Here is a 25,008-nt window from a genome sequence, read left to right as displayed (position 1 = left end):
TAAAAATCTTAAATATAATAGAAAATGAACCCATAAAATGTAATTCTATGGGTTCATTTTTACTTTGAAAAATTCATAGAGTTTTGTTTTTAGACTTTTCAATAACCTCATTATAACTATTTTATTTTTATATATAGTTCCATACTTTTAAAGCAGTATTACTCATTAGTTGTTGCCTAACTTCAATACTTTCAAAATCCCATGTTGAATAGTCTTGGACTATAATTCCAGGATAATATAAATTAGATTTTCTATATTCTATTAACTTATCTGTGAAATCTTTATTATTTATTTTAACATTAATTTCACTTTCTAGTATCATAAGATTACCTAATCTATGTATATATTCTACATACTCAGCTTTATCTCTAACATGACTCCATTCATTTACTCTAGCCTTCGCATTTGAAGGTTTTTTAGGCATTATATGTTCTATATGTTGTTTAGGACTATGTGGCAAAGGTTGAACTCCTGGTTTTAAGTATTTCTCTAAATTAAATAAAATATAAGATGCTAAAGACATACTTTTAGTAGAAAATTCTTTGAAATTTTTCTTGAATAAAATGTCAGAAGTTAACTTTTTCATATATTCAACTATATCATCTATCGAGTCAATCTTATACTCTTTGCTATCTTTTTTTATTACAGTTCCAGGATATCTAATAGCTCTAGCCATACATCCTATTTCTTTTTCAAAATTAGATACTGTATTTCCACCTATAGTAAAATATCTAAAGCAAAATGTAACTATGTTGTGTAAAAGTTTATCAAAATCATCTTTACTATCATTTTTATTTATATATCTAACCGCTCCAGATAGTATAAGCGGAGTACTATTTGTTATTCCCATAGACTTCAGAGCATTTAGATTATCTATTATATTTTGTCCTACTAACTTTCCCGCATACTTAATCCAATAATTAGAATTTATATTTACTATATGCCCATATATTTCAGATTCACTTTCTAATGATGATAAGTAATCATATGCATTTTTATCATTTATTAATCTTTTCACCTTATCATATAGCTTTGCAGGTGTAACATTATCTTCAGTTGACGCATAGTTAAATCTAATATATTCTGTTAGGTCTTCATTATCAATATTATCGCATATATTATCCCATTTAAACTTTATATCTTCTGATTTACTATTTATAGCTTTAAATAATTCATTTTTTATCATATCTGATTCAGATAAATCTTTTCCTCTTTTGTTTAAAGTTTCGAATATAGTATAGGCTGTATTTTTCTTTTTTACCCCAATTTTAAGAACTAAAAAATATCTTGTAATTGTAGTTACATATGCCCATAATTTGTTAAAAACTTCTTCGGAAGTCATTGTTTCTGGAAATTCATTATATATCTTTTCATAAAAAAATTCATATGCATCCGCTAGTAATTGTTCAGATGAATTTTTTTTATAATTTTTACCATTTAAGTATTGCTCTCTCTCTTTCTTATTATTCTTTAATAATATATACTCTTTAAAAAAACTATTTATTGTAGAATCCAACTCTAACTTAGGCTCCAAATCCATAGATATATTATCTTTTTGTTTTATAAAATGATCCGTTAGGTCCCTAATATGTATTAATTTATTCATATCTGTTACCCTGTTTGACAATTCAGTTAATACTTTTATAAATATAGTAGTAGATGTTATTCTTTGCTGTCCATCTATTATCTCGTATTTTCCATCACCTAATATAGTTAATACTATTCCCCCAAAAAAATGAGGTGCATGAGTATTAATAGATCTTAATTTATTACGTGAATCATAAGTACTTTCGTAGGTTTTTATAAAGTCATCCCAAAATTGTTCCAACTGATTTTTTCCCCATGCATATTTTCTTTGATAATCCGGTACATAAAACTTTTTAGTATCATAAAATATATCATTTAAATTATGTTCATGTGCCTCAAAGTAATCTTTCGTTTGAATTAATTGCATTATTTATTTCTCCTATTTTATGTTGTAAATTTTTACATATTACTTTAACTATTTAATTCCCAGAATGCTTTATCTCTTATATATATAGGTGCATTCTCTTTAGGTATCTTAACTAAACTTTCATGCTTAGCTAAACTCTTTATTTTATTGTATATACTATCTTCCTCAGCTTTACTTTGAGTGTTGAATATATATCTAACATCTTTATTATTTAAATCGGATACATTATGAATAATCCAAGTTAATATATAATTTTGGTACTCATTTTCTGAAGTAGCAAAATGACTTAGTAATTGAGTTGATAATATAGTTCCAACACCAAACATTCTACCTTCTTTTAATATTTTCTTTATAGACGTAAAATTCTTACTTAAAAAGTTATCAGCTTCATCAACAAGTATTAGTTTATTTAACTGTCTATATTGACCTTCTTGTTTACTCTCACCTTCAATAAACATCTGATTATAGAAAATATCTAGCGTTATCGCAACTACTAAGTTTTGTGTAGCTTCATCATATCCAGATAACTTTATTACCGTAACTCCATCTATAATTTCAAATAAGTTTTTAGTCTTTGATGAATCTGGTTCAAATATTTCAAAATCATATAAAGTTCTAAGTGCCGCATATAAACTATCTTCTTTTACATCTTCTCTATTAAAGTATATTGAACATACATCACTTATTGTAGGCGCAGGCTTAGTCCATGTATCCTCATCATGCTTTAGTATTCCTTTTAACTCATAAGCTTCCATTATAACATCCATTAAAAGAGCTTTTTGTTTAACACCTAATCCAAAAGATTTTGATATTGTTTCAGTTAAAGTTTTAGCTGTGTGTAGAGGTAAAAAACTAGCATCTTCATCTGTTATAACTATAGCTAAAGGGTTATAAGGTAAATGACATAGTTTATAAACATTAGCATCTGTAGCTTTTACAAAATCATCATCCTTCTTACAATAGTCACTTTTATAGTCAAATATAAGCATTCCAATTGGCTTAGAGTCCACATTATGCTTTTGTTCTCTATACATTTGAGTTATCAATGATTTAGTAAACTGAGTTTTACCAGTTCCCATAGTCCCAATTATTCCTGTATTTGTATGAAGAGTTTGTTCCGTATCTGTTGGATACCATAAAAGTGCTTTATCATTATCTTTTCTAGTTCCAAACATAATCTCCATAGGTCTATTATTATCACTATTAACTAATTGATCATATGATCCTTCTTTATCAGCAGCTACATCAGGTAAATTATTATCTTTATTTATTTCATGAGCTTCATCATATTCAACCTTAGTATCAAGAACTTCAATTTCATAATTTCCATATGTTTTTATAAGCATTTTTTCTACATCAAAATCACTATGTCCAGTTATATATCTATTTTTTATATCTTCTAGATCTTTTACTATATTGTTATATCCTTCTTGTTCTGAAAGCTCTATTATATTTATACCTTCTCTTTTTTCTAAATCTTTATTAAAGAAAGAATCTTTCTTGAAAGATATCACACATCCTCTTCCTATAAGTTCATCTAAATCACTACTTATTTCGTAATCATCATTTAATAACTTAGTTCTTATATCACTGTTTATGACTTCATCCCAATTTTGTTCACTCCATACATTGTATAACTTCATTTTTTCAGCACTTACTGTAGCCAGTTGCATCATAAAATTTCTATACATAAGCTTTGCAAACTTATTGTCATCATCTTCTGTAGTTATTAAATGTTCTTCTATTAAATTTCTAGTTTTATTAGCTTGTTCTATAGCTTTTTGTATAACATTTTCACTATTTTCACCTATTTTAACTTCAACTGGATAGAAATGAACTTTTAATTTTTCTTCTTTATTTTCTATACCAACAAATAACAAATCATCAGAGTAAGAGTCTGTTTTGCCTGTTAGATTTTTAATTGTAAATAATCCGTTCTTTTGGCTAAGTCCTGCTCCTCCAGATACTCTAAGTACTTCTTCTAAAGATATAGGTATCCATGTTATATCTGGATGATAGAAATACGCTAAACCTATTTTTATAGCTGATAATATACTTAGCTTTTCTCTAGGGAATTGAGATCTACTAGATATAAGTCTTAGTAGCCAATCTCCATTTACCGCATTAAAGTAATTTATAAGCGTAGCTACTGTATCTTCCTTAGGTTCTACATTTTTACTACGTAAAAATTCTTCAACTATAACTTGATATTGTTTAGATCTTCTTGTAACTGTTATAGCATCATACCCACTAGATGTTGTGTATTGATCACTATAGTGAATTATAAGTAAGTCTTTGGCATTCTCATCATTTTTAAAGAAGTTTAAATCTACCTTTGGATCTATAAATGTCACCCAATGAGATGTATCATAAACTTTATTTAAGAATTCCTTATTCTTTTCTCCAATCGATGTTGTTACACTCAAACTATCATTGAATGGATCTTCTGTACCTATACACTTTGTAAGTGAGTTATACCTCATAGATATATTTATAAGATCATCTTCTTTATTAGCAAATTTTGATCCAAATCCAGTTCTATAAGTATCCTTTAAGTACATAGATGGAACTCCAGATACTAATCCATTAAGAGCTATTCCTGTGTTTATATCATCCATAGAACTACTTGTTATACTTACATCTTGATCCATTTCATAGAATGTTAAATGTGAATACTCATAACTCATTTCGCTTTTATCTTTTTTATAAAACTTAACTTTCTCTCTAAATAAATTTAATACATCTTCTTCAGAATGATTTTCCGCTTTAAGATTTATATTAAAGTGATTTTTTATATCTTCTATAGAATCGTAAAATGCAACCTCTTCAAATGCATTTATTGTATTTTTCTCTCCATATATATAAACATCTAATGATATTAAATTGTTTATATCTTCACCTTTATTTAATTTCTTTGTGTAGTAGTCAAATATACCTAATAAAACTTCTTTACAATCACCTAGGTTTATAAGCTTTATACTTATTTTAGACTTACTTATATCCCTGAATAAATATGTAAAGTGTTCTATAAACTCTTCTAATTTTTCTCTTGTTAACTTAGAAACATAATCTCTAGATCCTTTATATCTACTCATTTTATGGTCAACATAATAAGTCCATTCTGGTGAATGTTTTTGATCAATAACCTTGTAAAGCAAATCTCTATTTTTATATACATAAGGCAGTAAATATCTTGAGCTTAATAACTTTAATATATTTTCTTCTACTTCTTCTTTATCTATCATTTCATTTATCATAACTTGGTAAGCTATATTTATAGGATGAAGTGGAGTTAAAAGTATTTCTTTATCACCGTCTAGTTTATGTATTGTTCCTAGTTTAGATAGATTTCTTTGTTCTTTCGATAATACTTCATCATTTTCTATATTATTAAATGTCTCAATTATACTATTTAAGTAAGCTTTAGATATATTTAATAAATCTTCATCATAATAAGCTAAACTTGGTAGTAATTCATTAACCTTATAATAATTTATTAAATTCTCATAAGCTTGCTTTATATTTTCATCTATCGATAGTTCTTCTTTTTCATATATATCTCCTACGCAAGTGTAGTGCATTGCATTTTCTTGTATAATATTTTTTTCTATTTCTAAGTTATCTTTAAAATCTTCTTTTGCAAAATATTCGCTTGTACCTTGTGCTAATTTATTATTTGACAAGTACTTAAAGCTTTCTTCTTTTTCTCTTTTTTGCTTCCATACCCTTAGTCCACTTATCATACTTGGACGTTCTTTTTCTTCTTCTTTTGCTATTGTTATAACAGAATCATTATATTTTATATCTACTTTTGCAAACTCAGTTTCTTCCTCTGTTTTAACATCAAACAATAGTTCCATTTTCTCATCCGTATCTAATATTACAGAGTTCTCAAGTTGTGTTATATATTCTTGGGTTTTACTACTTCCTTTTGGATTAAGTATTATTTTTTCTTCATCAGTGTTTGCTACAATCATATTTTTTTTAGATTTCATAAGCACTTCAAAATTAGTTTTTATATTTTCAAGTATATCTTCTTCACAAGATACTACACATACTCTAAACTCAAACTTAACTCTTTTATCATCATACTTAATCTTTGCAAATGTATTTGTACTTTCATCTACAACTATAGATACTTTTACTTTTTCTTTACTTATAGCTATATTCACATATTCTTGAGTTTTTTTATCTAATTTAAAATCAGGTCTTTTTACAGGTATATCAAATTTAAACTCTAAAGATACTGTATTAAGTTTATCTCTGTTAAAAATAATTATATTTCTTTTTCTTTGTCTAGCTTCTGATTCACCTTCTGGCTTATCCCAAAAGACTAATTTATCACTAACTTTTATACTGTCTAATTTTACTTTTTTTGTGCCTTTTATATTTTCTATTGAGATTTTTATATCTTTATATGATACATCTTTCCAATTATCTCTTTTTAAAGATTCAACTCCCTTTGGGTCAAAATCTTTCTCTAGTTCTATTTCTGGATTACCATACTTATGTATAGAATCTATTTTAGAAAATATAGATGCATTTTCATTTAATCTTGATTTTATCATCTTAGGAGTTTTATCTTCTAATAAATTTTCATCATAAAACAATCCAAATTCTTTATAATCATTCTTTGAAATTACACCCTTATTTAATACATTTAATACATTGGCATATTGAAATATTGATGAATTATCCTCTAAAACCGAACTTCCCATCTTATCTAAGGTAAACTTTAATATATATTTATCTTCTTCTTTCAAACTACTTTTATCTAAATTTTTCTTTATGTTTTCAACTAGGTTCTTAGTATGAAATGGCATACCTTCTTTTTGAAAACTTTCAGTACCTTTTACTAAACTATCTAAAGTTGTATTATGAATAAAAAGTATTGCTTTATCTTTAAAATATTCGTTAGTTTCATCTCCAACTAGATTTCTTAATCTAATTAAAAAATCAGCTGTTATATTTTCATCTGTTGCTGATACTATAACTTCTGTGCCATTTATATCGATACTAAAAGTTTCATAGTCAACACCATCTGATATGTTGTATATAAACTTTTTATTTTCACTTTCTTTTTTCAAAGCTTCATACATTTCTATAACTTCATTTTCTTTTTCAAATTGTATATTAAACTTGTCTCCGCTTTTTATTTTTCTATATTTAAAATATTCGATTACATTTTTAGCTAAATAACTATAAAATTGATTTAACATATTGTGCATCCCCACTATCACTTTTCTTTTCTATAATATTTAATTTTTCAAATAACTCTACTATTTTACTTTGAGAGTCTCTATCAAAATAAATACCTCTTACCTTGTATTCTTCAAATAAATCTTTTAACTTTATTTTATCTTTATCTTTTATACATAACTTTGTTATAAATAAAAGTTGTTCTTGAGTTATATTTAATGTGTACCCAAGAGAACCTCTTCTTCTTAAGTAATTCATTTTACAATATTCTTCAAACCATCTTTTGTATCCATCATATGGTTTTTTTCTTGTATTTGAATTTATAAATTGATAATCTATTCTTTTAAAGAAATCAAATATTTCTTGCTTAAGAAAATCATCACTATATTTTTCTACTGGATTAAAATCATCCCAATCGACATCATCTATTAATGATACATATTTGTTTTTTATCATTTTTATATTTTGATATAATTCATTTCTATCTTCATCTGATATATGATTAATTAGGTTACTTATTTCCACATAATCATATATAGTTGATTCATTATTAGAGTTTAACATTCCTAGTAAATTTGAATGACTAAATAATGGTTTTAAATTACTTTCTAACATTTTCCATCCTAAAGTATAACTGGTTCTAGATTTTGATACAGTTTCCCAATCTAAATTAAAATATAATTCTTCTGTAACTCCTTTGTTTGCATCAAAAAACTTGGATAATTTAATTGATAATTGAGAAACATAAAAGAAGTAATAATATTTTAATAGATTTTCAAATTCTTCTATAAATAAAGCTGGTTTATTTAATATGAAGTCTAAATCTTGTTTAAATAAATTAGATACATTTAACGCTACACACTTATGGTTTTTATTTACTTCTTTATTATCATTAAGTTCTGGTAAGCTTTTTAATATCATAAATTCCATTATATTTTCTGGCTTATAATCAAAACACTCTATTATTTTATTTTTTATATCTCCGTTGTTAGATTCGCCTAATAATATATCATATAAAAAAATAGCTAATCCTTGATTATAATCACTTTTAGGCATATTTATATAGTTTAAAAGCTTTGGATGAAATGTGTGTAAATTTCCATTTTCATCAAAAAACATTTCTTTTATTATGCTTTTTAAAGCTACTTTATCACTTGCGCCTGCGTCAACATTTTCTATAAAAACATCTACATCACTCAAGTTTATTTCATCACTATTTAATTTTTTATTGTAAATACTCCTACAAAATTCACCTACACAAGTTTCAAATTTATTTATTTGTTCATTATGTTTTTTTTCGTATTTCGTACTATACGGAAGTATCTTTATGTTTTTAGAAGAACTATGCTTAATACCATCCTTCACTACATAGTCTTTTTCAAATTTTTGTTCATCTATAATAAACTGCAATTTTCACACCTCATTTGCAAACTTAATTTATATAAAACTTAAACTCTTCAAAGTCTTCATCATAAACTAATTTATATTTTGAATTTTTAGAGCCTGACCTATCTTCTATATAAATTTCTTTATTTTGATTTCCCAGTTTTTGAATTTTATTTATAAATTCAACAAAGTTTATATAGTTATATTTATCATTTTTATTAGGTCTGTATCCATTTTTAACTCTCATAAGTAATTCATATAAGTTAAAATCTATATCTATACCATATGATTTTCCTTGTTCTTCACTTTTGTATATTAAAGTTAAGTTAGGATTAAATTTAAATAATTCATTACTGTCATTTATTTTTAGATTAGATAAATCTGGTTTAATATTTAATCTTTGACTCATTTTATATCTAATTTGATTTCTACCTATAGATAAATTTATTGTTCCATCTTCACTATCTCCGTTCCATCTATAACTAGCCTCTTTAACATTTTTATAAAGACTACTTAAATTTTTCTTTTCGCCTTTATTAAAATAATATACATTTTTCATATAGTCTACATATATTGTATCTTTTAAGTCTAAGTCTTTTTTAGGTACAAATAGATTTAATCTTATAAACATATCTATAAGTTTATTTTGTATTTGTTCTTTATCACCTTTATTTTTTTGCCTATTCATTACATTTTGTATTTCTTCGTTTTTATTCAAAATAGTACTTAGATAACTATCATTGTTTATTTCTATATATTCATTAAATACATTCGTCATATCATCTGTTGTGTTAAGTTTTATAATTACATTATCTAAACTTTCTGACTTAGCATTTATAGGATCTATTTTGCTTATAGATGATAATATATACGATAGCTCTTTGTGTTCATATAAATTAGATGTAAATACACAATCCATAAATTCTTCACAATTTATTTTTTCAATATATTTGATAAGTTCTTTATCATTTTTATTATCTAGAGTTGTGTTTACTATAAAGTCATATATAAAGTTTAGTAAAGATCTAGTGGATACTATAAGCTTGTCTTTTACTACTGATTCTACAACTATATCTATTAAGGCTTCTCTTACCGATTCTTGCATTAGCATTTCATAATTTGCTTTTATTGGACATTTATAATTTATACCACAATTTTTACAGTTGTTTTTATAGCTATTTTTAAACACATTGTTTTTATGTTCTTGAGTTATATTTTTTATTATATCTTCTAAATATTTAGACCTCGGTTTTTCGTCTGTTAGTGAATATATATGATAATCACTAAAATTTATAAATTGAAAACTAGATTGTTCATTATAAGAACTATCTGAAATAGAAATATCTAATATGCCTTTTTCCTCTACATATTCCTTTAGTTTTGTAAATCTATCTCCATATTTAGAATCTATAAAATTACTTAATGCACCTAAGTTTATAGCTAGTATAAACTTTTCATTTGTTGTGTCTATATTATCATCTGAAAAACTATCTAAGACATCATTTAGTGTATCTATTGATGTTTTTCCTGGCTCAAAGCTTTCTGTAGCATCATTATGCATATTAAACTTATCCATCATTTCAGGATATTTATTTCTAAAGTATGATATCAAGTGGGATTTTCCGTCTCCAACCCCTCCACATACTAAAATAAGTTCTCCTTTATTTGATTGACTCGACTTTTCTATTATCTCATATAGTTCATTTTCAACATCTCTTTTAACGTGCATATAGCTTTTAAAATTACTAAAGCTAGAAAGATTTTCTACAGCTTCTTTAGATGATTCTTTTAATCTCTTCAAATCATTTATCAAACAATTTTTACTACTTTCTATAGTTATGCAAGCTTCTTCTATTACATCTATTTCTTCTATTGAAGTTTCTTCTATTTTATTAACTTCATCAAATTCTCCCTCTTCTTTGATGTCATTTACTTCTTTTATATCCTTAGTTTCATTAGTTATATGTTCTGATGTATCTGAAATTTTACTTGAATTTATAAATTGTTCTAATTGCCCTATCATATGTTCTATTTTCTCATTGCTATTATCATTAACTATAGGTTTCGGAGTTTTATATGGTATAGATTCAAAGTTTGGGTCTAGATATACTTCTATGAACCAGCATATTATTTTGTGTAAATTTCTATGTATAGAAAGTGCTGCTTCTAATTCACCTTCTATTTCATCATGTGCTGCAATATTTCCAAGTTTTCTTACACTATTAAATGCTTTGTATATCTCTATATCTATTAATCCGTCCTCATTCAATTTCTTTATTCTATCAACTTGAGTTAAAGAGTTTAAATAATCTTCTCCTTCTAAGATAGCTATTTCTTTAGATATTTGTTCTGCTAATAATCTTCCCTTTACTACGGCACTATGAGGATAGTCATATAAAGCTTCATTTATCTCATTTGCTGTCTTTTTTAGAGATTCTCTATCATTATTAAAGTATTCTAATATATCATTAAACACTTTTTCACTTCCTTCTTTCAACTTTTATTAACGATTAATTTATCTATTATTAATATTATATCATTTTCAAAATTTACATAGATCTACGATATTATACATCAATCCTTTGTCGAATTTTGTAATTTATTGCCATTATCTTGAAGTTATTTCTTTCCTTTTCTTGTATTTGCAATATTTATAAGTTTTTATAGTGGTTTTACCTATTTAGTTGTAAATTTATATATTAATTCACTTAACTTTAATTATTTTCGTTTAATATGCAAAAATCTTTAGTTAGTATTTTAATTGATAACTTGTTTATTTTTAAAACTAATATATCAAACACATAATTATAATTTTTTATATAAATAAAAGGTATCGTAAGTTACGATACCTAGTTATAATTTTTTCATAAAATTTTCTCATCAAGAAGCCATACATCTTATTAGTTTATAAATTATTTAGATTCAAACCAATCAGTAGTTATGACTACTTTCTCTGCACTTTCATCAATAGGCATTAAAGTAACCTTTTGCTTAGACCCTGGAGCAAAATTTTCTAAATATATAATATCATCACCTACAACAATACCTTCTTTATCTTTATATTGAACTTTGTAAGATAGACTCTTAAAATCTATTTTAGACTTATTCTCAACTATACATGAAAACTCTACAGATCCAAATTCATCTGTAGTTCTTTCAAGTGTCATTTCAGTAGCTAATTTATCTGCATATGATCTTGCTTCGTTTTCTTTATTTATAACTGTTGCTTGCTCTTTAAAGTCTTTATATGTTTGCTTATGATCCTCATCTATTTTTACTCCATAATCATCTACCATAGATATTAGTGCTGGCTTTCTTAACTTTTCAGACTCTTGTATATATTTATCCATAAGTTCATAATCTTCAGTATTTCCTGCTTCTATTTGTTTTTTTACACCTTCTATATAATCAGTTCCTAATTTTTTTAAATCTTTATCTTTAACTCCATCTAAATTCTTTTTTATATTATTTATTTCTTCTTCTAAAACTTTAGTAGTATCTTCCTTGTACTGCTCATCTGTGTAATTTACATTATTTGTAATTTTTTTCTCTAATTTATCTTGTTCATCCCATCTTTTATTTATAGATTTTTGGAAGTCAGATATAAAAGCTTCATCTGTAGCTGTTTCTTGTGTTTGAGAATTATTTTTCCCTGTGTTATTACACCCTGAAACCCCTATCGATATTGCACTTATTAATACTAATCCTAATATTTTTGATTTCAACCTCATTAAAATTCCTCCTAAATTATACCCCTGATATTGTTTTAAATATTTGATCTTAAAAGTTGTATTTTTAGTCTTTATTTTGACTACTTCCCCATTATATCATTACCCTGCGTCGAATTTTGTTATTTTGTGTTCTCTTATGCACTATCTTTTATAAATCTAAAAAATTGAATATTAACATTGAGTTTTTAAGTTCTTAAATTTATTTTAAATTATAACCCTTTGTAAAGCACATACTATTTATCAATCAACACTTTCAATAATTATTCCAACCTAACTACTAAGTCCATCTTTTAAATCTTCGTAAGCAAATAATTGTATATCATATAAATCTCCAAAATTATCATAAATTATTTTAGGTGCTTTAAACAATCACTTTAAAGAATTTATATTTGGAAGTTCAATTCCAAGTTCTTCAGTAATTTATCTAATAAAAAAGCCACTTTAATAGTGACTTTTATAAATTTTGCTCTAACTGTAATCTTCTTTCCTCAATTTTTGATGTTATATTTTTATGTATATCCTTTAAAGTTTCTCTATCTATATCTGATAGAGAATGATATTTTACATCTATACTCCACTGTACTTTAGAACCCTCACTTATATTAACATCATGTTTAGCATCACAGTATTTTTTTATATTTACTCTACTCTCTACATCTAAAACTGAGCTTAGTTCTATATCTCTTTTAATCTTTGTATCTATTAAACCTTGTTCAAATCTTTCATTAAATATGTTTTCTCCTATAATTGAGTTGTCAGAAAAGTACCATATTAGTTTATCTATAAAATCAACATTTTTTAAACTTTCTCTTAAATCAACTTTTTCAAAATTGCTTTCGAACTCATCCTTTTGTACTTTTATACCTTTTACATTTGTGTTATTTTCAATATTAAATATATCTTGGAATTTTCCTTTAGTTACTATTTTTTTATCTTTAGTTGTAGCCATTTGCTTAGTACATTTTATAGATTTTACTCCTAATGCCTTTAGTATTATAGTGGCTTCATTAAAAATATTATCGGTTATATATTGGTCAAAATCATTAACTGGTACCAAGAAATTTCCTATATGTCTATTTAAAACATAGCTTTCATTTCTATTCATTATCTTTCCAGTTATTAATCCGACACCTATATCACTTCTTTTATTTTCAGGTATATTCCACATTAACAGGTTCTTCTTTTGAACAGCATTAGTTTTCGATATATTGCTTTCATCTTTTAATTTATATACTATAGTTTTATTAGCTTTATCTTTTTTATTTTCACTTACAATATTTTTACACTTTCCAATGGCACTTCCTAGTGATGTAATTGCTGCCATTACTGCACCTACATCATCTACATATCCAAGCATAGGGATAAGGTCTGGTATAAAATCTAATGGGTTCATTACATAAATTAAAGCTGCCGCCGAAATTAGTTTTTGCTGCCATTGAGCTTTTGGATCTTTTACAAGCTTAAACATTGCTTCTATGTATTTTTTTACTTTTTCTAATGTTGATCCATCCATTTTTTTATATATATTTTCTTCATTTTTTAATAAGTCTTCTAAATCTTTTTCTGTATATTTACTGTTGTTTATTTCTTCTTGTATCTTAAGGTATTCTTCTTTACCCAATATTGGGAAATTACAATATGGGCACATTATAAAATCCTTTTTATTTATTTCAAACTCTTCTTTACACCCTGTACATATGTATTGCATATACATTCCTCCACCAAATAACTTCTATAGGATATTTTATCATATTAAATAAACAAATGATATAAACAGAGAAGGTGGATATATACCTATATATCCACCTTCTCCTAATCCTCGGTAAAACAAATACTATTTATCAATTATCACAAACACAACTCCACCTATTATAATTGCACTCACACGACCATACTTCTTCAATTCATTATAACCATATCCTATATATATAATTTCCTAATGGCTATATAAGTATCTTATACACCAGATAAATATAGAATAATGGAAATTAAAGAAATATTTGAAGGAATAAGGATATTCAATATAACAAAGGTGGTTATTATCTACATATTCTTGATTTTGTGTTATACTGGTAATGTGGTAGAACTTTCAAAACTGTAAAATATTCAACCAATCGACAACTGTATGTAAAGCTAAAACTAAGGAATAGCTGTTTCTATTCACAAGCCAATTAAGGGGGGCTGGAAACGGAAACGGAAGGTTAATTTAAGTGGAGAGTAGTTCGCATATAAAAAAATATTTAAAGACAAAAGGGGGATTTAACTTGGCTAAAATTACAATTAATAGTGAAATCTTAGAAATGATGCTTTATGTTTGGGATTCACTACATCAAAAAGAAAAGATAGCAGATTCATTTTTTATAGGACTATCTGATAACCCAAATATGAAATATCTATATGGTGAAGACTTTACAGAAGAATCTGTACGAAAGGTACTTTCTGCAATGTCAAATAGAGAGCTTATCAATAAGCCTACAAAAAAGGAAAGTAGATACTGGAATAAAAATATGTGGATGCTTGAAGATTTACAATTCACAAATATGATGATAGCACCAGTAAAGCAGCTTAATTTAGACCATATGGAAGATAAATTAAGTAAAGAAGAATATGAAGTAGTATTTATCCCAGGACATATGGATGAATATTATATTGATGATAATAAATTAATAATCAATTTCTTTAATATTGCAGTAGATTTATTTGGTGACGGCCCAGTAACAATAGCAGGTAAACCATTTAATGAATATATAGAAGAAAAGCTTCTTAGTATGTAACTAGGAGAGCTAAATAGTTAAAATAAATTTATTTAAAGTTATACAAACAGAGAAGGGGGATATATAGGTTGCAGCGACATTTACAAGCGCGTACTTTAGCTTGTATGGAGCAAAACCTATATATCCCCCTTCTCATAAGCTTCGGTAAAACAAATACCATTTATCAATCAACACTAACACTTTCTTCATTGTTCCTATTTGAAACAAATAAAAATCCAAAAGTAATAACAGCAACTATAATCCCCCATGCACCATATGAATAATCTAACAGTGCATGCACCATAACTGGAACAAATATACTCTTACCCTTATCCAAATAGTAAACAAAAATAAAACTAGCCATTATACCAAAGCCAATATTATTAAACATCTCCATAACCAGAAATCCAATACCATCTCCTGCCATAACACTAGGCAATATAGCATGTATAATACCAAACACAACTCCACTTATTATAACTGCACTCACACGACCATACTTCTTCAATTCATTATAAACATACCCTCTATATATAATCTCCTCAGGCAATGCCACAATAAACAAATAAAAAAACGCACGATAAAAACCTCTAATTGAATAATCTCCATGCAACATAAAAAACAAAACATATATTAACAACAAAACAACACTTACCTTAGACTTTCTAAACCCAAGCTCCCCTAACCTCTTACGATATACTAAAAGTAAAATAAAAGGAAGAACCCACATACTACCTAAATCATTAATCAAACCTACTCCAACATTTGAAAATGATATATCCTTAGTTGAAATCAACCATCCATTTTCATAGCTCAAAATACAGAAAACATAAAAATACACCATATATACAATTGAAACTAGTACTGGTGTATAACGTCTAGTTTTTTCTCTCAGTTCCATAAAATCCCCCCCATTAAAATTCTATTCCATAAGTTATGTATTATAATAATAGTATAAAGCATTTAAAAATCATTAGCGAATTTTTTCTTTCTTTAAATATAGTTTTTTAAATTTAGGTTGGGAGTTAGATTTATGGATATGAATCACATAATACAAATACTCTTCACAGTTATAGTGGTATGTATAATCCTTTTTACAATGATCAAAGTTATAAAAGAAAATGACAAGAAAACTTACAAATCTGAAGGTATGATAATTGGATTTATAATCGGTGTAATCTCTAGTTATTATATACTAAATGCACTTATATATACTCCTATCGGTATGTTTATAGGTATTGAAATTGGAAAAAATAAAAAAAGAAATAGTTGAACTTTATAACACTTTAAATTTTTCTACAAATCAGTGAAGGGGGATATATAGGTTGCAGCGACATTTACAAGCGCTTCTCAGCTTGTATGGAGCAAAACCTATATATCCCACCTTCTCTTAAGCCTCGGTAAACTCTACCTACTTGATATCCCTACCCTTTTTATAAATCAAATAAGTAACATACATTCTCATCTCATCCCTCATACCTAAAAGCTCTTTCTCATCAAACCTACAACACCCAAACTCAGCCTCTTCCTTACTAACAATACTACTCATACTATTATCAGTAATCTCCTCAACATAAACTAACTCTCTATCGCTTAAACTCTCTCTCATATGTTCATAATAACCCTTTAAAATTTTCATAAAATTTTCCCCCTTGTAATTTATCTCTGCCAATATATATTGTAGTACACCTTAACTCATATTAGTAAGTTTTTTAACAAATTTGTTAAATTATAACCAAATTGTTACTATTTACTACAGCATCATCTCCATATTTCTACATTCATCCTTTTACAACAAACATTCTAAAACTAATTTAATATAACCATCCCTAAAATCCTTATACAATTATTATCAAAGAGAACAACTTCTCTAAAAAACTTAAGGAGGTACAAAATGCCAGTACAAGAAACTAAAAACCCATCAGCTTTAAAAATCAAATTCGACTGTGGCCTTGACGAAAACGGAAAAACAATAGTTAAAAACCGTACACTATCAAACGTAAAAAGTGATGCTTCATCACAAAACATATTAGACGTAGCCAATGCCTTAATAGGTCTTTGTGAACACCCAGCTTTAGAAGTCTTAAAACAAGACAACACAATACTTAACTAATTTTAAAGGAGGTAGTAAATTATGATATTCACTAAAAAACTAGTAATGACATTCTTAACAGCAGTAGGTAGAAAGGTATCCATATCAATAGATGATCCAAGAGAAAACCTTACAGAGGAAGAAGTAGTAAATGCTATGAACTTAATAGTTGAAAAAAACATCTTCGCTCCACATGGAAGTCACTTCACATCTGCTGTAGAAGCCAAAGTAGTATCAACAGACACAAAAGAATACGACTTAGTATTATAATCCCACCAATAGCTTAGCGAAAGGGGCGATATATAAGGAGCAGCGACATTTACAAGCATGATCTACCGCTTGTATGGAGCAAAACTTATATATCGCCCCTTTCGCGTCCAAGCCTCGCCCTTATTTAAATTTGATAATCTTTCGTATCTGGATATCACTAATTCCATATCTTCGAGCCAACTCTTTATAATTACCTCCATCAAACTCTTGCTTTATAACCCTATTTCTAGCACTTTTTATAATCGATCCTTTACTTGGAAAATACAAACAACTACCCCCACAATAGTCAATAAGCTCCATAACCGTATCTATTCCAAAAATCTCAGCTAAATCTTTTACTCCCTCTGGCAAGTCCTCTTTTTGAACACTATCTAAAATATTTTTCCCCATAAAAAGTTTCCTCCTTTTTTTAACTTGTTTATTGCACAAAACAAGTCCAAAGTTAATATAATTATTTTAAGGATGTCATAGAGCGACTATATGATGTTCTTACTCCCCCTACTCGTATACATGTATATGTATTTATATATGTATACTTTTTTTATGTTTTTCTATTTTTATATTTATAGTAAATTCCAAGGACATCATAGACATCATAGCATTATAACCCTTGGCACTACTGCCTTAAGCCGATGTCCTTGGTGATGTCTATGGGAAATTTCCAAGGACATCACAGACATCAATTTTGCTCATTTTTCTTTTTATATCTTAAATTTTAATTTTTCTGCTCTTTTTATAGCTTCATCTTTAAATTTTTAACACCTATTTTTATAACTTTTTTTGCTATTTCAAGGACATTTTTAGCACTTTCATAGACATTTAACACCATTCCAAGGACATCACAGACATCAATTTTACACTTCAAGTTCATCATTTTCAGTTAATACAAAGGCTTTTTGATAGCCATATAACTTACCAAATTTTAATTTTCCAGATCCTTTTTGATGAGGATTCCAGTTTGGAATTTTTCTAAGTATGCCATTAATCTCCCTTGATTGCATAGGACTTAACTGCTTAGGATCTCCATTAAACAGCTCCACCCATATCTCCATAGCACATATCCTTGTTCTTTTTTCTGTTCCTTTTTCAAAGTCTGAAAAATCTCCTCCTGATATATATCTTCTTCTAGCACTTATATCCATATCATCCCAAGAAGGCGGTAATAATACTTTTAGATACTCTCTAATCATACCTTCCTTTGGACTTATATCTAAATGCATCTCTTGATTTTCTACAGCCGTTTTAAGTATCTTTCCTTCTAATATTAATTTCTCTCCACCTTTGTATATCTCTACTGCCTCTGCCCAGATTTGCTTTATCTCATTTTCATCCAAATCCTTAAACATAGATTTTCTAATCTTTGAAACTCCAACTTTTACAGGCCAAAATCTTCTATTACCTGTTCTATCTTTTAAAAACTCAACTTCATTAGTAGTCCCAAAGAACACACACTGTCTTGGAAACTTTTCTACCCTTCTTCCATAAGCAACCCTATAAATATCTTCTCTTTTAGATATAAAGTGTTTAACAGCTTCTGATTCAGCTTTTTTAGTAGCAGTAAGCTCTGCCATTTCCACTATCCAAGCTTCTTGTAACTGTTCATAAGCTTCCTTACCTTGTACCGTATTTATAGAATCCGAATACCAATCTCGACCTAATAAGTTTATAAGATGACTTTTACCAATACCCTGAGGACCTACAAATACAGCCATATAATCAAACTTAACTCCTGGATTAAATATCCTAGCTACGGCTGCTGTTAACATTTTTCTACATACTGCTTTTGTATATTCGTTATTTTCTGCTCCTAGATAGTTTATAAATAATTTATCTACTCTAGGAGTCTTGTCCCAAGTTGTAGAGTTTAAATAATCTTTTATTGGGTGGAAGGTATTTTTCCTAGCTACTACAGTTATTGCATCAAATATAGCTTGTTGTGATTTTATATTATAAGCTTTTTCTAAATAATGCCTTAAATTACTATCATCAGCATCTGTCCATATATCTCCGTATTTCTTGTTCTTTATTTTTATCCAAGGTAAATTTTCTTTTATAGTTATTTGATGTGAAAACTCATTTAAAGCTATCTTTCCTTTTAAGATAGGATCATTTTCAAGTATTATAACTATATTATTTATAGTGTTTTTATATCTTCCGTTTTTATCAACTTCCAATCTAGTTATAAATCCATTATCTGATGTATTTTTATTTTCATTATTATCAACTTCAACTTCTTCATAAATTTCACTAAACTCACTCTTAGCAGTTTCTATCTTTTCTTCACCTAATCTTTTCATAACCTCTTCATCTTCTATTAACATCTCTAACATCAAAGCATAACTTTTATCTTCCTCAACATCCTTAAACTTATGGTTCTTAACCAAATCATAAGCATTACACATCTTTGAAAAACAAGGATCACTACTATGATGTGAATATGCAAACAAACCATCCTCATACACAACTAACCCACCACAAGTACTACCATTTATATATGTATATCTATTAGGATCTGTTGTAGATTCATAAACATCACCTAAATACTTATTTATAGCTTGATGAATATCATAAGTCCTACAAAACGCTCCTATAACACCATCTTTCTCCAAAGGATTTTGCTGCTTATCCTTATCACACACTTCAATCTTATCCACCCTACTTGAAACGGGCCAAGAAGAAGTATCAGTATAATCCTCATACCTAGCTAAATACTCATCAACATCTAAAAAATCATCCTTTAAATAATCAAACCTAAACTCTCCATCCTTACTAGTAGAAGGAAAATACATAAGCCTTGAAGGCTCATAAGTACTATCATCAAAATAATCAATTCCGATATCACTAGCAACCATCCTAGCAACAGCCTCATACTCTAATGGACTTAAATCCCTGCTAGTTGGAATAACCAACCTAAACCTCTCATTATCCTTACTATGCTTATGAGTAGTATACATAGCCAAACAATAATCAGCAGTCATAGTAATAAAATCCCACATACCCCTATAACCAAAATCCACATCCAAAGTAATCAAACTCCTACTCAAAACTGAATCTTTCCTTCTCTTCCCATCCTTCAAACTACCGCCAACAAACCCACCGACATCCTTAACATCATCCTGCAAACTCTTCTCCATCTTCAAATAATCCTCATAACACTCATCAGTATAACTACTCTTTTCTAACCTCTTAACAAACTTAGAAAAAGGCAACTCATAACCCTTATAAACAACATCCTTTCTACTACTTGCTACATATATATTAAATAATCGATCTCTCATCTCTTTCTCTCCTCCCCCTCAGAAAAATATATGAGACTCAGTGGGATTTGGGGCATTTACAACTACAAATGTCCCAAATCCCCAAGCTTCATCATTTCCTGTAATACTTACTTGTGTATGTGTCTGATTTTAATCTTAAGTTTTTAAGATAAGGTATCTCCCTTTCCATAATTTCAGTAACCTTATACTCACCTACATCTTCATCAACCTCTAAAACCACCTCATCATGAACATGCATAACAATCTTAAACCCAGCTCTATCTAGTTCTAGCATCTTAAAAGCCAACACATCTCTTGCAATAGCCTGAACTATATTTTCAGTAAGCTTTCCTCCATAGGTATAAGTCTTCTCAAAATTTTTAGTAGTCTGGTTCAAACTCTTATAAACAAGTACCTCTTTACCATAAGTACTATCTATTTCTATCTCTGGATTAAAATATGCAAGCTTCCTTTTTGAAGGCAATTTTATAAACATAAAATCCTTATCACTTATAACCTCAACATACTCATTAACTTTCACACTAACCTTATCTCGTACACTTTTAATACATCCTTTTTCAATACTTCTCCACAAATCAACTATATTAGCATTAGAACTTCTAAAAGCTTTAACAAGATTTAATATCTCTTCATCACAAAGTCCCATACTTTCTGCTCCCATTTTTAGTAGTGCATTTTTTCCACCTTGATAACCTAGTGCTAGTTCTGCTATTTTACCTTTTTGTCTTAGTTCACTTTCTTTTGTTATAGTTTCTATTGGTACTTTAAACATCTTGGCTGCACTTGCTTCATATATCTTTCCATGTGTATTAAATACTTCATTACGCCATTTTTCCTTGGAAATATATGCTATTATCCTTGCTTCTATTGCACTAAAGTCTGATATTATAAACTTTTTATTTTTATCTGGTATAAATGCTGTTCTTATAAGTTGGGATAGTATGTTTTTAGGACTTTCATATAATATTTCTAATAAGTTTATGTTTTCTTGGTGTGTGTTTTTTATATGACTTTTTATTAGAATTTCTCTTGGTAGATTTAAATCTATTTTGTTTTGTGGTAGGTTTTGTACTTGTACTAATCTACCAGCCCATCTTCCAGTTTTGTTTGCTCCATAGTATCTAAATAATCCTTTTATACGATTATCACTACAAGCTGTTCTTTTCATTGCTTCGTATTTTTTTATTGAGGTTTTGTTTAGTTCTTGTCTAAGACATAGTATTTCTTTTAGATTTTCATTGGTTGTGTTTTTTATTATTTTTGATACATTTTCTTTTGATAAGCTATCTACTTGAAGATTGAATTCTTGTTGTAGATATTTTTTTACTTGTATTGGACTTTTGATATTTTGTATGTTTGTTAATTTTGTTATTTTTTCTTTTAATTCATTTTCATAATGTAAATCTAGTTTTATTGCACTTTCTATTAAAGAGTTTTCTACTTTTATTCCTGTATCGTTTATCTTTTGATCTAAGTTATAGATTTGTTTTTCAAATTCTGTGGTTTTGTATTTTTCTAATTTTCTTCTTATGTTTCTTTCTACTATTACATCTGTTTTACAGTAGCTTTTAAAGCTTTCCCATTTTTTTAAGTCTTCTTGTGGTTCGTGGTTTTGAAAGTATTTTATTAAGCTTTTTCCTTCTTTATCTTTTTTAGTTTCTAAGTTTAGTATTTGCCCTAGTTTGTCTAGGCCTGGTACTAGTCCTAGTCTTAGTGCTTTTGCTTGGGTACATTCAAAGCTTTGTGGTGATAAGTAGGTGTTTAGGTGCTTTGATAAGCATATTCTTTCAAAGTTTGCGTTGAATGCAATTTTTGTTATTTTTGGGTTTAGGATTGCTACTTTAACCCTACTGGGTATTTCTTTTGTTTTTTTCATATCTATTATACTTACTTCTTCATTATCAAAGGCGTAGGCTATTAATAATATTTCAAAGGATTTGTCTTCACAATATTTATAGACCCCACATTTTGTAAGGTCTATATTACTTCTGGTCTCTATATCGATGGACAAAATCATAAAATTTCCTCAAAGTCATCTATTACGCTAAAATCATCTTCTGGTCTAGAGTTTATAGCTATTACTTCTCCATCACATATTTTTTGTACGTTATTTATTCCACATCCTATTCCTACTTGTCCGTTTTTACTAAATGGAAAAAAGTTTAAACTTACTCTTCCATAACAGCCTGGGTATATTTCTTTTGAATCTGTTATTTCATTTAGTTTTTTATCTACTACTCCTGGTTTGTATTTACTGCTTGCATTTATAAAGAAGTGATCTTCGTAGTCTTTTGAATCTGAGCGTTCTATATCTCCATCTCTTAATGGAATTTTAAAATCATTTGGTATACTTTCGCCCCATATGTTTTGACCTTTTTTCTTTGCTTTTTCTATTGCTTCATTTATATTTTCTATTGTAGTTTTATCTTCTTTTGGTATTAGTATTGATAATGAATATTTTGGTTCGTCAAATATTTCTTGTGCTTTTGGTGTGAATAGATTTGTGTAATTCATTCTTACTTTTCCCGTTATTACCTTAGTCATCTTTATCCCCCTATTTCCCCTAATTTTTAGTTAAGTACTTTTTTAAGTTCATCGTATACTTTTTTATAATCGCTTTGTTTTAACTGTGGTATTTTAGTGCAGTTGAACTTTTTAAGTACATTTTTAGCATCTTCTGCTTTTCCTTGTTTCGATAACTCTACTAATAAGTATCTAAGCGTATCTGTACTTATATCTTCTTTTTCATCAAGCTTAGTAGCTTTAGTTTCATTATTTTCTTGTTTATCTTCTACTTTTATTTTTTGATTTTTATTATCTATATTTATAGCTTTGTTTAAATTTATCATGTTAGATATTTTATCTATTATATTTTCTATATTATTTAAGTTTAAGTTAACATCAATTTTTATATCCATGGTTTTCTCTCCTTAATTTTAAATTAGCTTACTGTAAACAAATCATCATTTCTATATTCTAGTACTTGTTTAAGTTTCATAGCTACTGCTAGTGAAGGATTGCTCATTCCTATTTCTATTTTTGTACAATGAGCTCTAGATATCCCTACCTTTAAAGCTAATTCTTCTTGTGTTAATCCTTTTTCTACTCTTATAGATTTTAATTTTTTTCTCATATCTATCCCCCTACTTTTTAAAAGTTATTCTTAAACTAGTTAAGTTTACTTTTGAATCATTACACTTAAATGTTATTTATTTTTCATAGCATAGTCAACGTTTTTTTAAAGAACATTTTATTATATAAAATTTATTTTTTATGGAAAGCGTTCATTTATCAACGTTTCGTATCGAAATTTATTTTTTAATCGAACATAAATTATTTTTATTTGATTTTTCAACATAATTAAATCGAACACTTTTTTACATTTTAAATTTATTCAATTAATTTTAAAAAAAGTTACCTTTAGGAACTCGAATTTTTTATTATAAATTATCATTTATTTTAATGCTTATATTTGTGTAGTTTTGTAAATCAAAGAAAACTATTTCATTTGTAATTGTTACTTTTAAGAACTCTTCTGCTATAATTACTTTTGTAGGAGGTGTTGTGTGATGGATTTTTGTAATAGATTAAAGGAATTGAGAGAGGAAAAAGGACTTACTCAGAAGGATTTTGCTGAAACTTTAGATATAAGTAGAGCAACTATTGCTGGATATGAGTCTCAGGGGAAAGAGCCTAGTTTTGATAGGTTAAAGGAGTTTGCAAAGTTTTTTAATGTTTCAGTAGATTATTTAGTTGGATTTTCAGATGTTAAAAATACTTGTGATAATTTAAGTTGTGCTGATCAAAATAAATATTCAGATTTATCTAAGGAAGATATTATTGCTATAGAAAAGTTTGAGGATTATTTAAGAAATAGAAATACAAAATAGTTTTACTTGGCAAGGCTTCGGTGAGGTACTTAAAGTTGTTTCATTCGCACAAAGTCTAAAAAGCAGACTTTAAGTGCTACTTCAACAAACTTTAAGTGCCTCACCTTTGCAATTATATTGGGTCTATTATACTTAGTGAGTTTTCTATTAGTTTATGTGATTTTTTCATTTACTCTATTATACATATCTATATCGTTACTTTTGATGCAACTCATTAGCTTCATATCCGTAAATCGCTACTAAATATATCTTAGTTCCTGGAGCTAACATGTCTTTATCAGTTATACGTAAAGTATAATTATTATTCTCCTGCAAAATTTCAAAATCACGTTCATTCCATGTTGAACTATATTCTATTGTTCTTGGTCCATAAGCAGACTCCTCTAAATAAAACCTCTGTGATACTTCACTTCCCTCTCCTACTATACATACTTTGTACTCATATTCAAATGATG

General features: G+C 27.5%; 19 protein-coding genes. 5 read left to right on the top strand and 14 right to left on the bottom strand.

The features are described 5' to 3' along the window. Nucleotides 1–127: 127 nt before the first annotated feature. The 6 genes from ACEXNK_RS05040 to ACEXNK_RS05015 form a co-directional block, all read right to left on the bottom strand. On the bottom strand, nt 128–1,954 hold the full coding sequence (locus ACEXNK_RS05040) for a DUF262 domain-containing protein (RefSeq protein WP_373599194.1): 1,827 nt from the start codon (nt 1,952–1,954) through the stop codon (nt 128–130). 44 nt (nt 1,955–1,998) lie between these two features. After that, entirely contained in the window at nt 1,999–7,173 is a 5,175-nt protein-coding gene (gene dptH / locus ACEXNK_RS05035) for a DNA phosphorothioation-dependent restriction protein DptH (protein WP_373599195.1), read from the bottom strand. After that, nucleotides 7,154–8,563 carry a DNA phosphorothioation-dependent restriction protein DptG gene (gene dptG, locus ACEXNK_RS05030; protein ID WP_373599196.1) on the bottom strand — a complete coding sequence of 470 codons (1,410 nt, stop codon included), beginning with the start codon at nt 8,561–8,563 and terminating at the stop codon, nt 7,154–7,156. The genes dptH and dptG overlap by 20 nt, the downstream gene beginning before the upstream one ends. 22 nt (nt 8,564–8,585) lie before the next feature. After that, nucleotides 8,586–11,015 carry a DNA phosphorothioation-dependent restriction protein DptF gene (dptF, locus tag ACEXNK_RS05025; protein ID WP_373599197.1) on the bottom strand — a complete coding sequence of 810 codons (2,430 nt, stop codon included), beginning with the start codon at nt 11,013–11,015 and terminating at the stop codon, nt 8,586–8,588. Nucleotides 11,016–11,451: 436 nt separating this feature from the next. After that, entirely contained in the window at nt 11,452–12,270 is an 819-nt protein-coding gene (locus tag ACEXNK_RS05020) for a hypothetical protein (RefSeq protein ID WP_373599198.1), read from the bottom strand. Nucleotides 12,271–12,724: 454 nt separating this feature from the next. Continuing rightward, nucleotides 12,725–13,978, bottom strand: coding sequence for a DUF1232 domain-containing protein (locus ACEXNK_RS05015; protein ID WP_373599199.1), 1,254 nt, complete (start codon nt 13,976–13,978; stop codon nt 12,725–12,727). Nucleotides 13,979–14,534: 556 nt separating this feature from the next. Between ACEXNK_RS05015 and ACEXNK_RS05010 the strand changes: the two genes are divergently transcribed. Next, nucleotides 14,535–15,044: a TDE2712 family protein gene (locus ACEXNK_RS05010; protein WP_373599200.1), complete on the top strand. Its 510-nt coding sequence runs from the start codon at nt 14,535–14,537 to the stop codon at nt 15,042–15,044. 163 nt (nt 15,045–15,207) lie between these two features. On the opposite strand, the gene ACEXNK_RS05005 is transcribed toward ACEXNK_RS05010, so the two are convergent. Beyond that, nucleotides 15,208–15,924 (bottom strand): CPBP family intramembrane glutamic endopeptidase, encoded by a 717-nt coding sequence (locus ACEXNK_RS05005; protein ID WP_373599201.1) that lies wholly within the window; start codon nt 15,922–15,924, stop codon nt 15,208–15,210. A 132-nt stretch (nt 15,925–16,056) separates the two neighbouring features. Between ACEXNK_RS05005 and ACEXNK_RS05000 the strand changes: the two genes are divergently transcribed. Further along, entirely contained in the window at nt 16,057–16,296 is a 240-nt protein-coding gene (locus tag ACEXNK_RS05000) for a hypothetical protein (protein WP_373599202.1), read from the top strand. A gap of 138 nt (nt 16,297–16,434) precedes the next feature. On the opposite strand, the gene ACEXNK_RS04995 is transcribed toward ACEXNK_RS05000, so the two are convergent. Then, the gene (locus ACEXNK_RS04995; protein WP_373599203.1) at nt 16,435–16,662 is read right to left on the bottom strand and encodes a hypothetical protein; all 228 of its coding nucleotides are present in this window, start codon (nt 16,660–16,662) and stop codon (nt 16,435–16,437) included. Between the two features lie 255 nt (nt 16,663–16,917). Between ACEXNK_RS04995 and ACEXNK_RS04990 the strand changes: the two genes are divergently transcribed. Then, nucleotides 16,918–17,136 carry a DUF1659 domain-containing protein gene (locus tag ACEXNK_RS04990; RefSeq protein ID WP_373599204.1) on the top strand — a complete coding sequence of 73 codons (219 nt, stop codon included), beginning with the start codon at nt 16,918–16,920 and terminating at the stop codon, nt 17,134–17,136. Between the two features lie 21 nt (nt 17,137–17,157). Next, on the top strand, nt 17,158–17,385 hold the full coding sequence (locus tag ACEXNK_RS04985) for a DUF2922 domain-containing protein (protein ID WP_373599205.1): 228 nt from the start codon (nt 17,158–17,160) through the stop codon (nt 17,383–17,385). A gap of 120 nt (nt 17,386–17,505) precedes the next feature. Here ACEXNK_RS04985 and ACEXNK_RS04980 read toward each other — a convergent pair whose 3' ends face one another. The 6 genes from ACEXNK_RS04980 to ACEXNK_RS04955 form a co-directional block, all read right to left on the bottom strand. Next, nucleotides 17,506–17,775, bottom strand: coding sequence for a Mor transcription activator family protein (locus ACEXNK_RS04980; protein ID WP_373599206.1), 270 nt, complete (start codon nt 17,773–17,775; stop codon nt 17,506–17,508). Nucleotides 17,776–18,239: 464 nt separating this feature from the next. Then, the gene (locus ACEXNK_RS04975; protein ID WP_373599208.1) at nt 18,240–20,663 is read right to left on the bottom strand and encodes a VapE domain-containing protein; all 2,424 of its coding nucleotides are present in this window, start codon (nt 20,661–20,663) and stop codon (nt 18,240–18,242) included. 91 nt (nt 20,664–20,754) lie between these two features. Further along, entirely contained in the window at nt 20,755–22,680 is a 1,926-nt protein-coding gene (locus ACEXNK_RS04970) for a DNA polymerase (protein ID WP_373599209.1), read from the bottom strand. Beyond that, nucleotides 22,677–23,207, bottom strand: coding sequence for a DUF2815 family protein (locus ACEXNK_RS04965; protein ID WP_373599210.1), 531 nt, complete (start codon nt 23,205–23,207; stop codon nt 22,677–22,679). The genes ACEXNK_RS04970 and ACEXNK_RS04965 overlap by 4 nt, the downstream gene beginning before the upstream one ends. A 26-nt stretch (nt 23,208–23,233) precedes the next feature. Further along, a complete protein-coding gene (locus ACEXNK_RS04960) occupies nt 23,234–23,581 on the bottom strand; it encodes a hypothetical protein (protein ID WP_373599211.1) in 348 nt (115 codons plus the stop codon). Nucleotides 23,582–23,604: 23 nt separating this feature from the next. Then, complete coding sequence (locus ACEXNK_RS04955) at nt 23,605–23,796, bottom strand: helix-turn-helix transcriptional regulator (protein ID WP_373599212.1); 192 nt, start codon at nt 23,794–23,796, stop codon at nt 23,605–23,607. 436 nt (nt 23,797–24,232) lie between these two features. On the opposite strand from ACEXNK_RS04955, the gene ACEXNK_RS04950 reads away from it, so the two are divergent. Then, the gene (locus ACEXNK_RS04950) at nt 24,233–24,553 is read left to right on the top strand and encodes a helix-turn-helix domain-containing protein (protein WP_373599213.1); all 321 of its coding nucleotides are present in this window, start codon (nt 24,233–24,235) and stop codon (nt 24,551–24,553) included. The last annotated feature ends 455 nt before the right edge of the window (nt 24,554–25,008 follow it).

Origin of the sequence: Paraclostridium bifermentans (assembly GCF_964259345.1) — a bacterium.
Lineage (GTDB): Bacteria > Bacillota > Clostridia > Peptostreptococcales > Peptostreptococcaceae > Paraclostridium > Paraclostridium bifermentans_B.
This window is presented reverse-complemented; position numbering and strand designations above follow the sequence as displayed.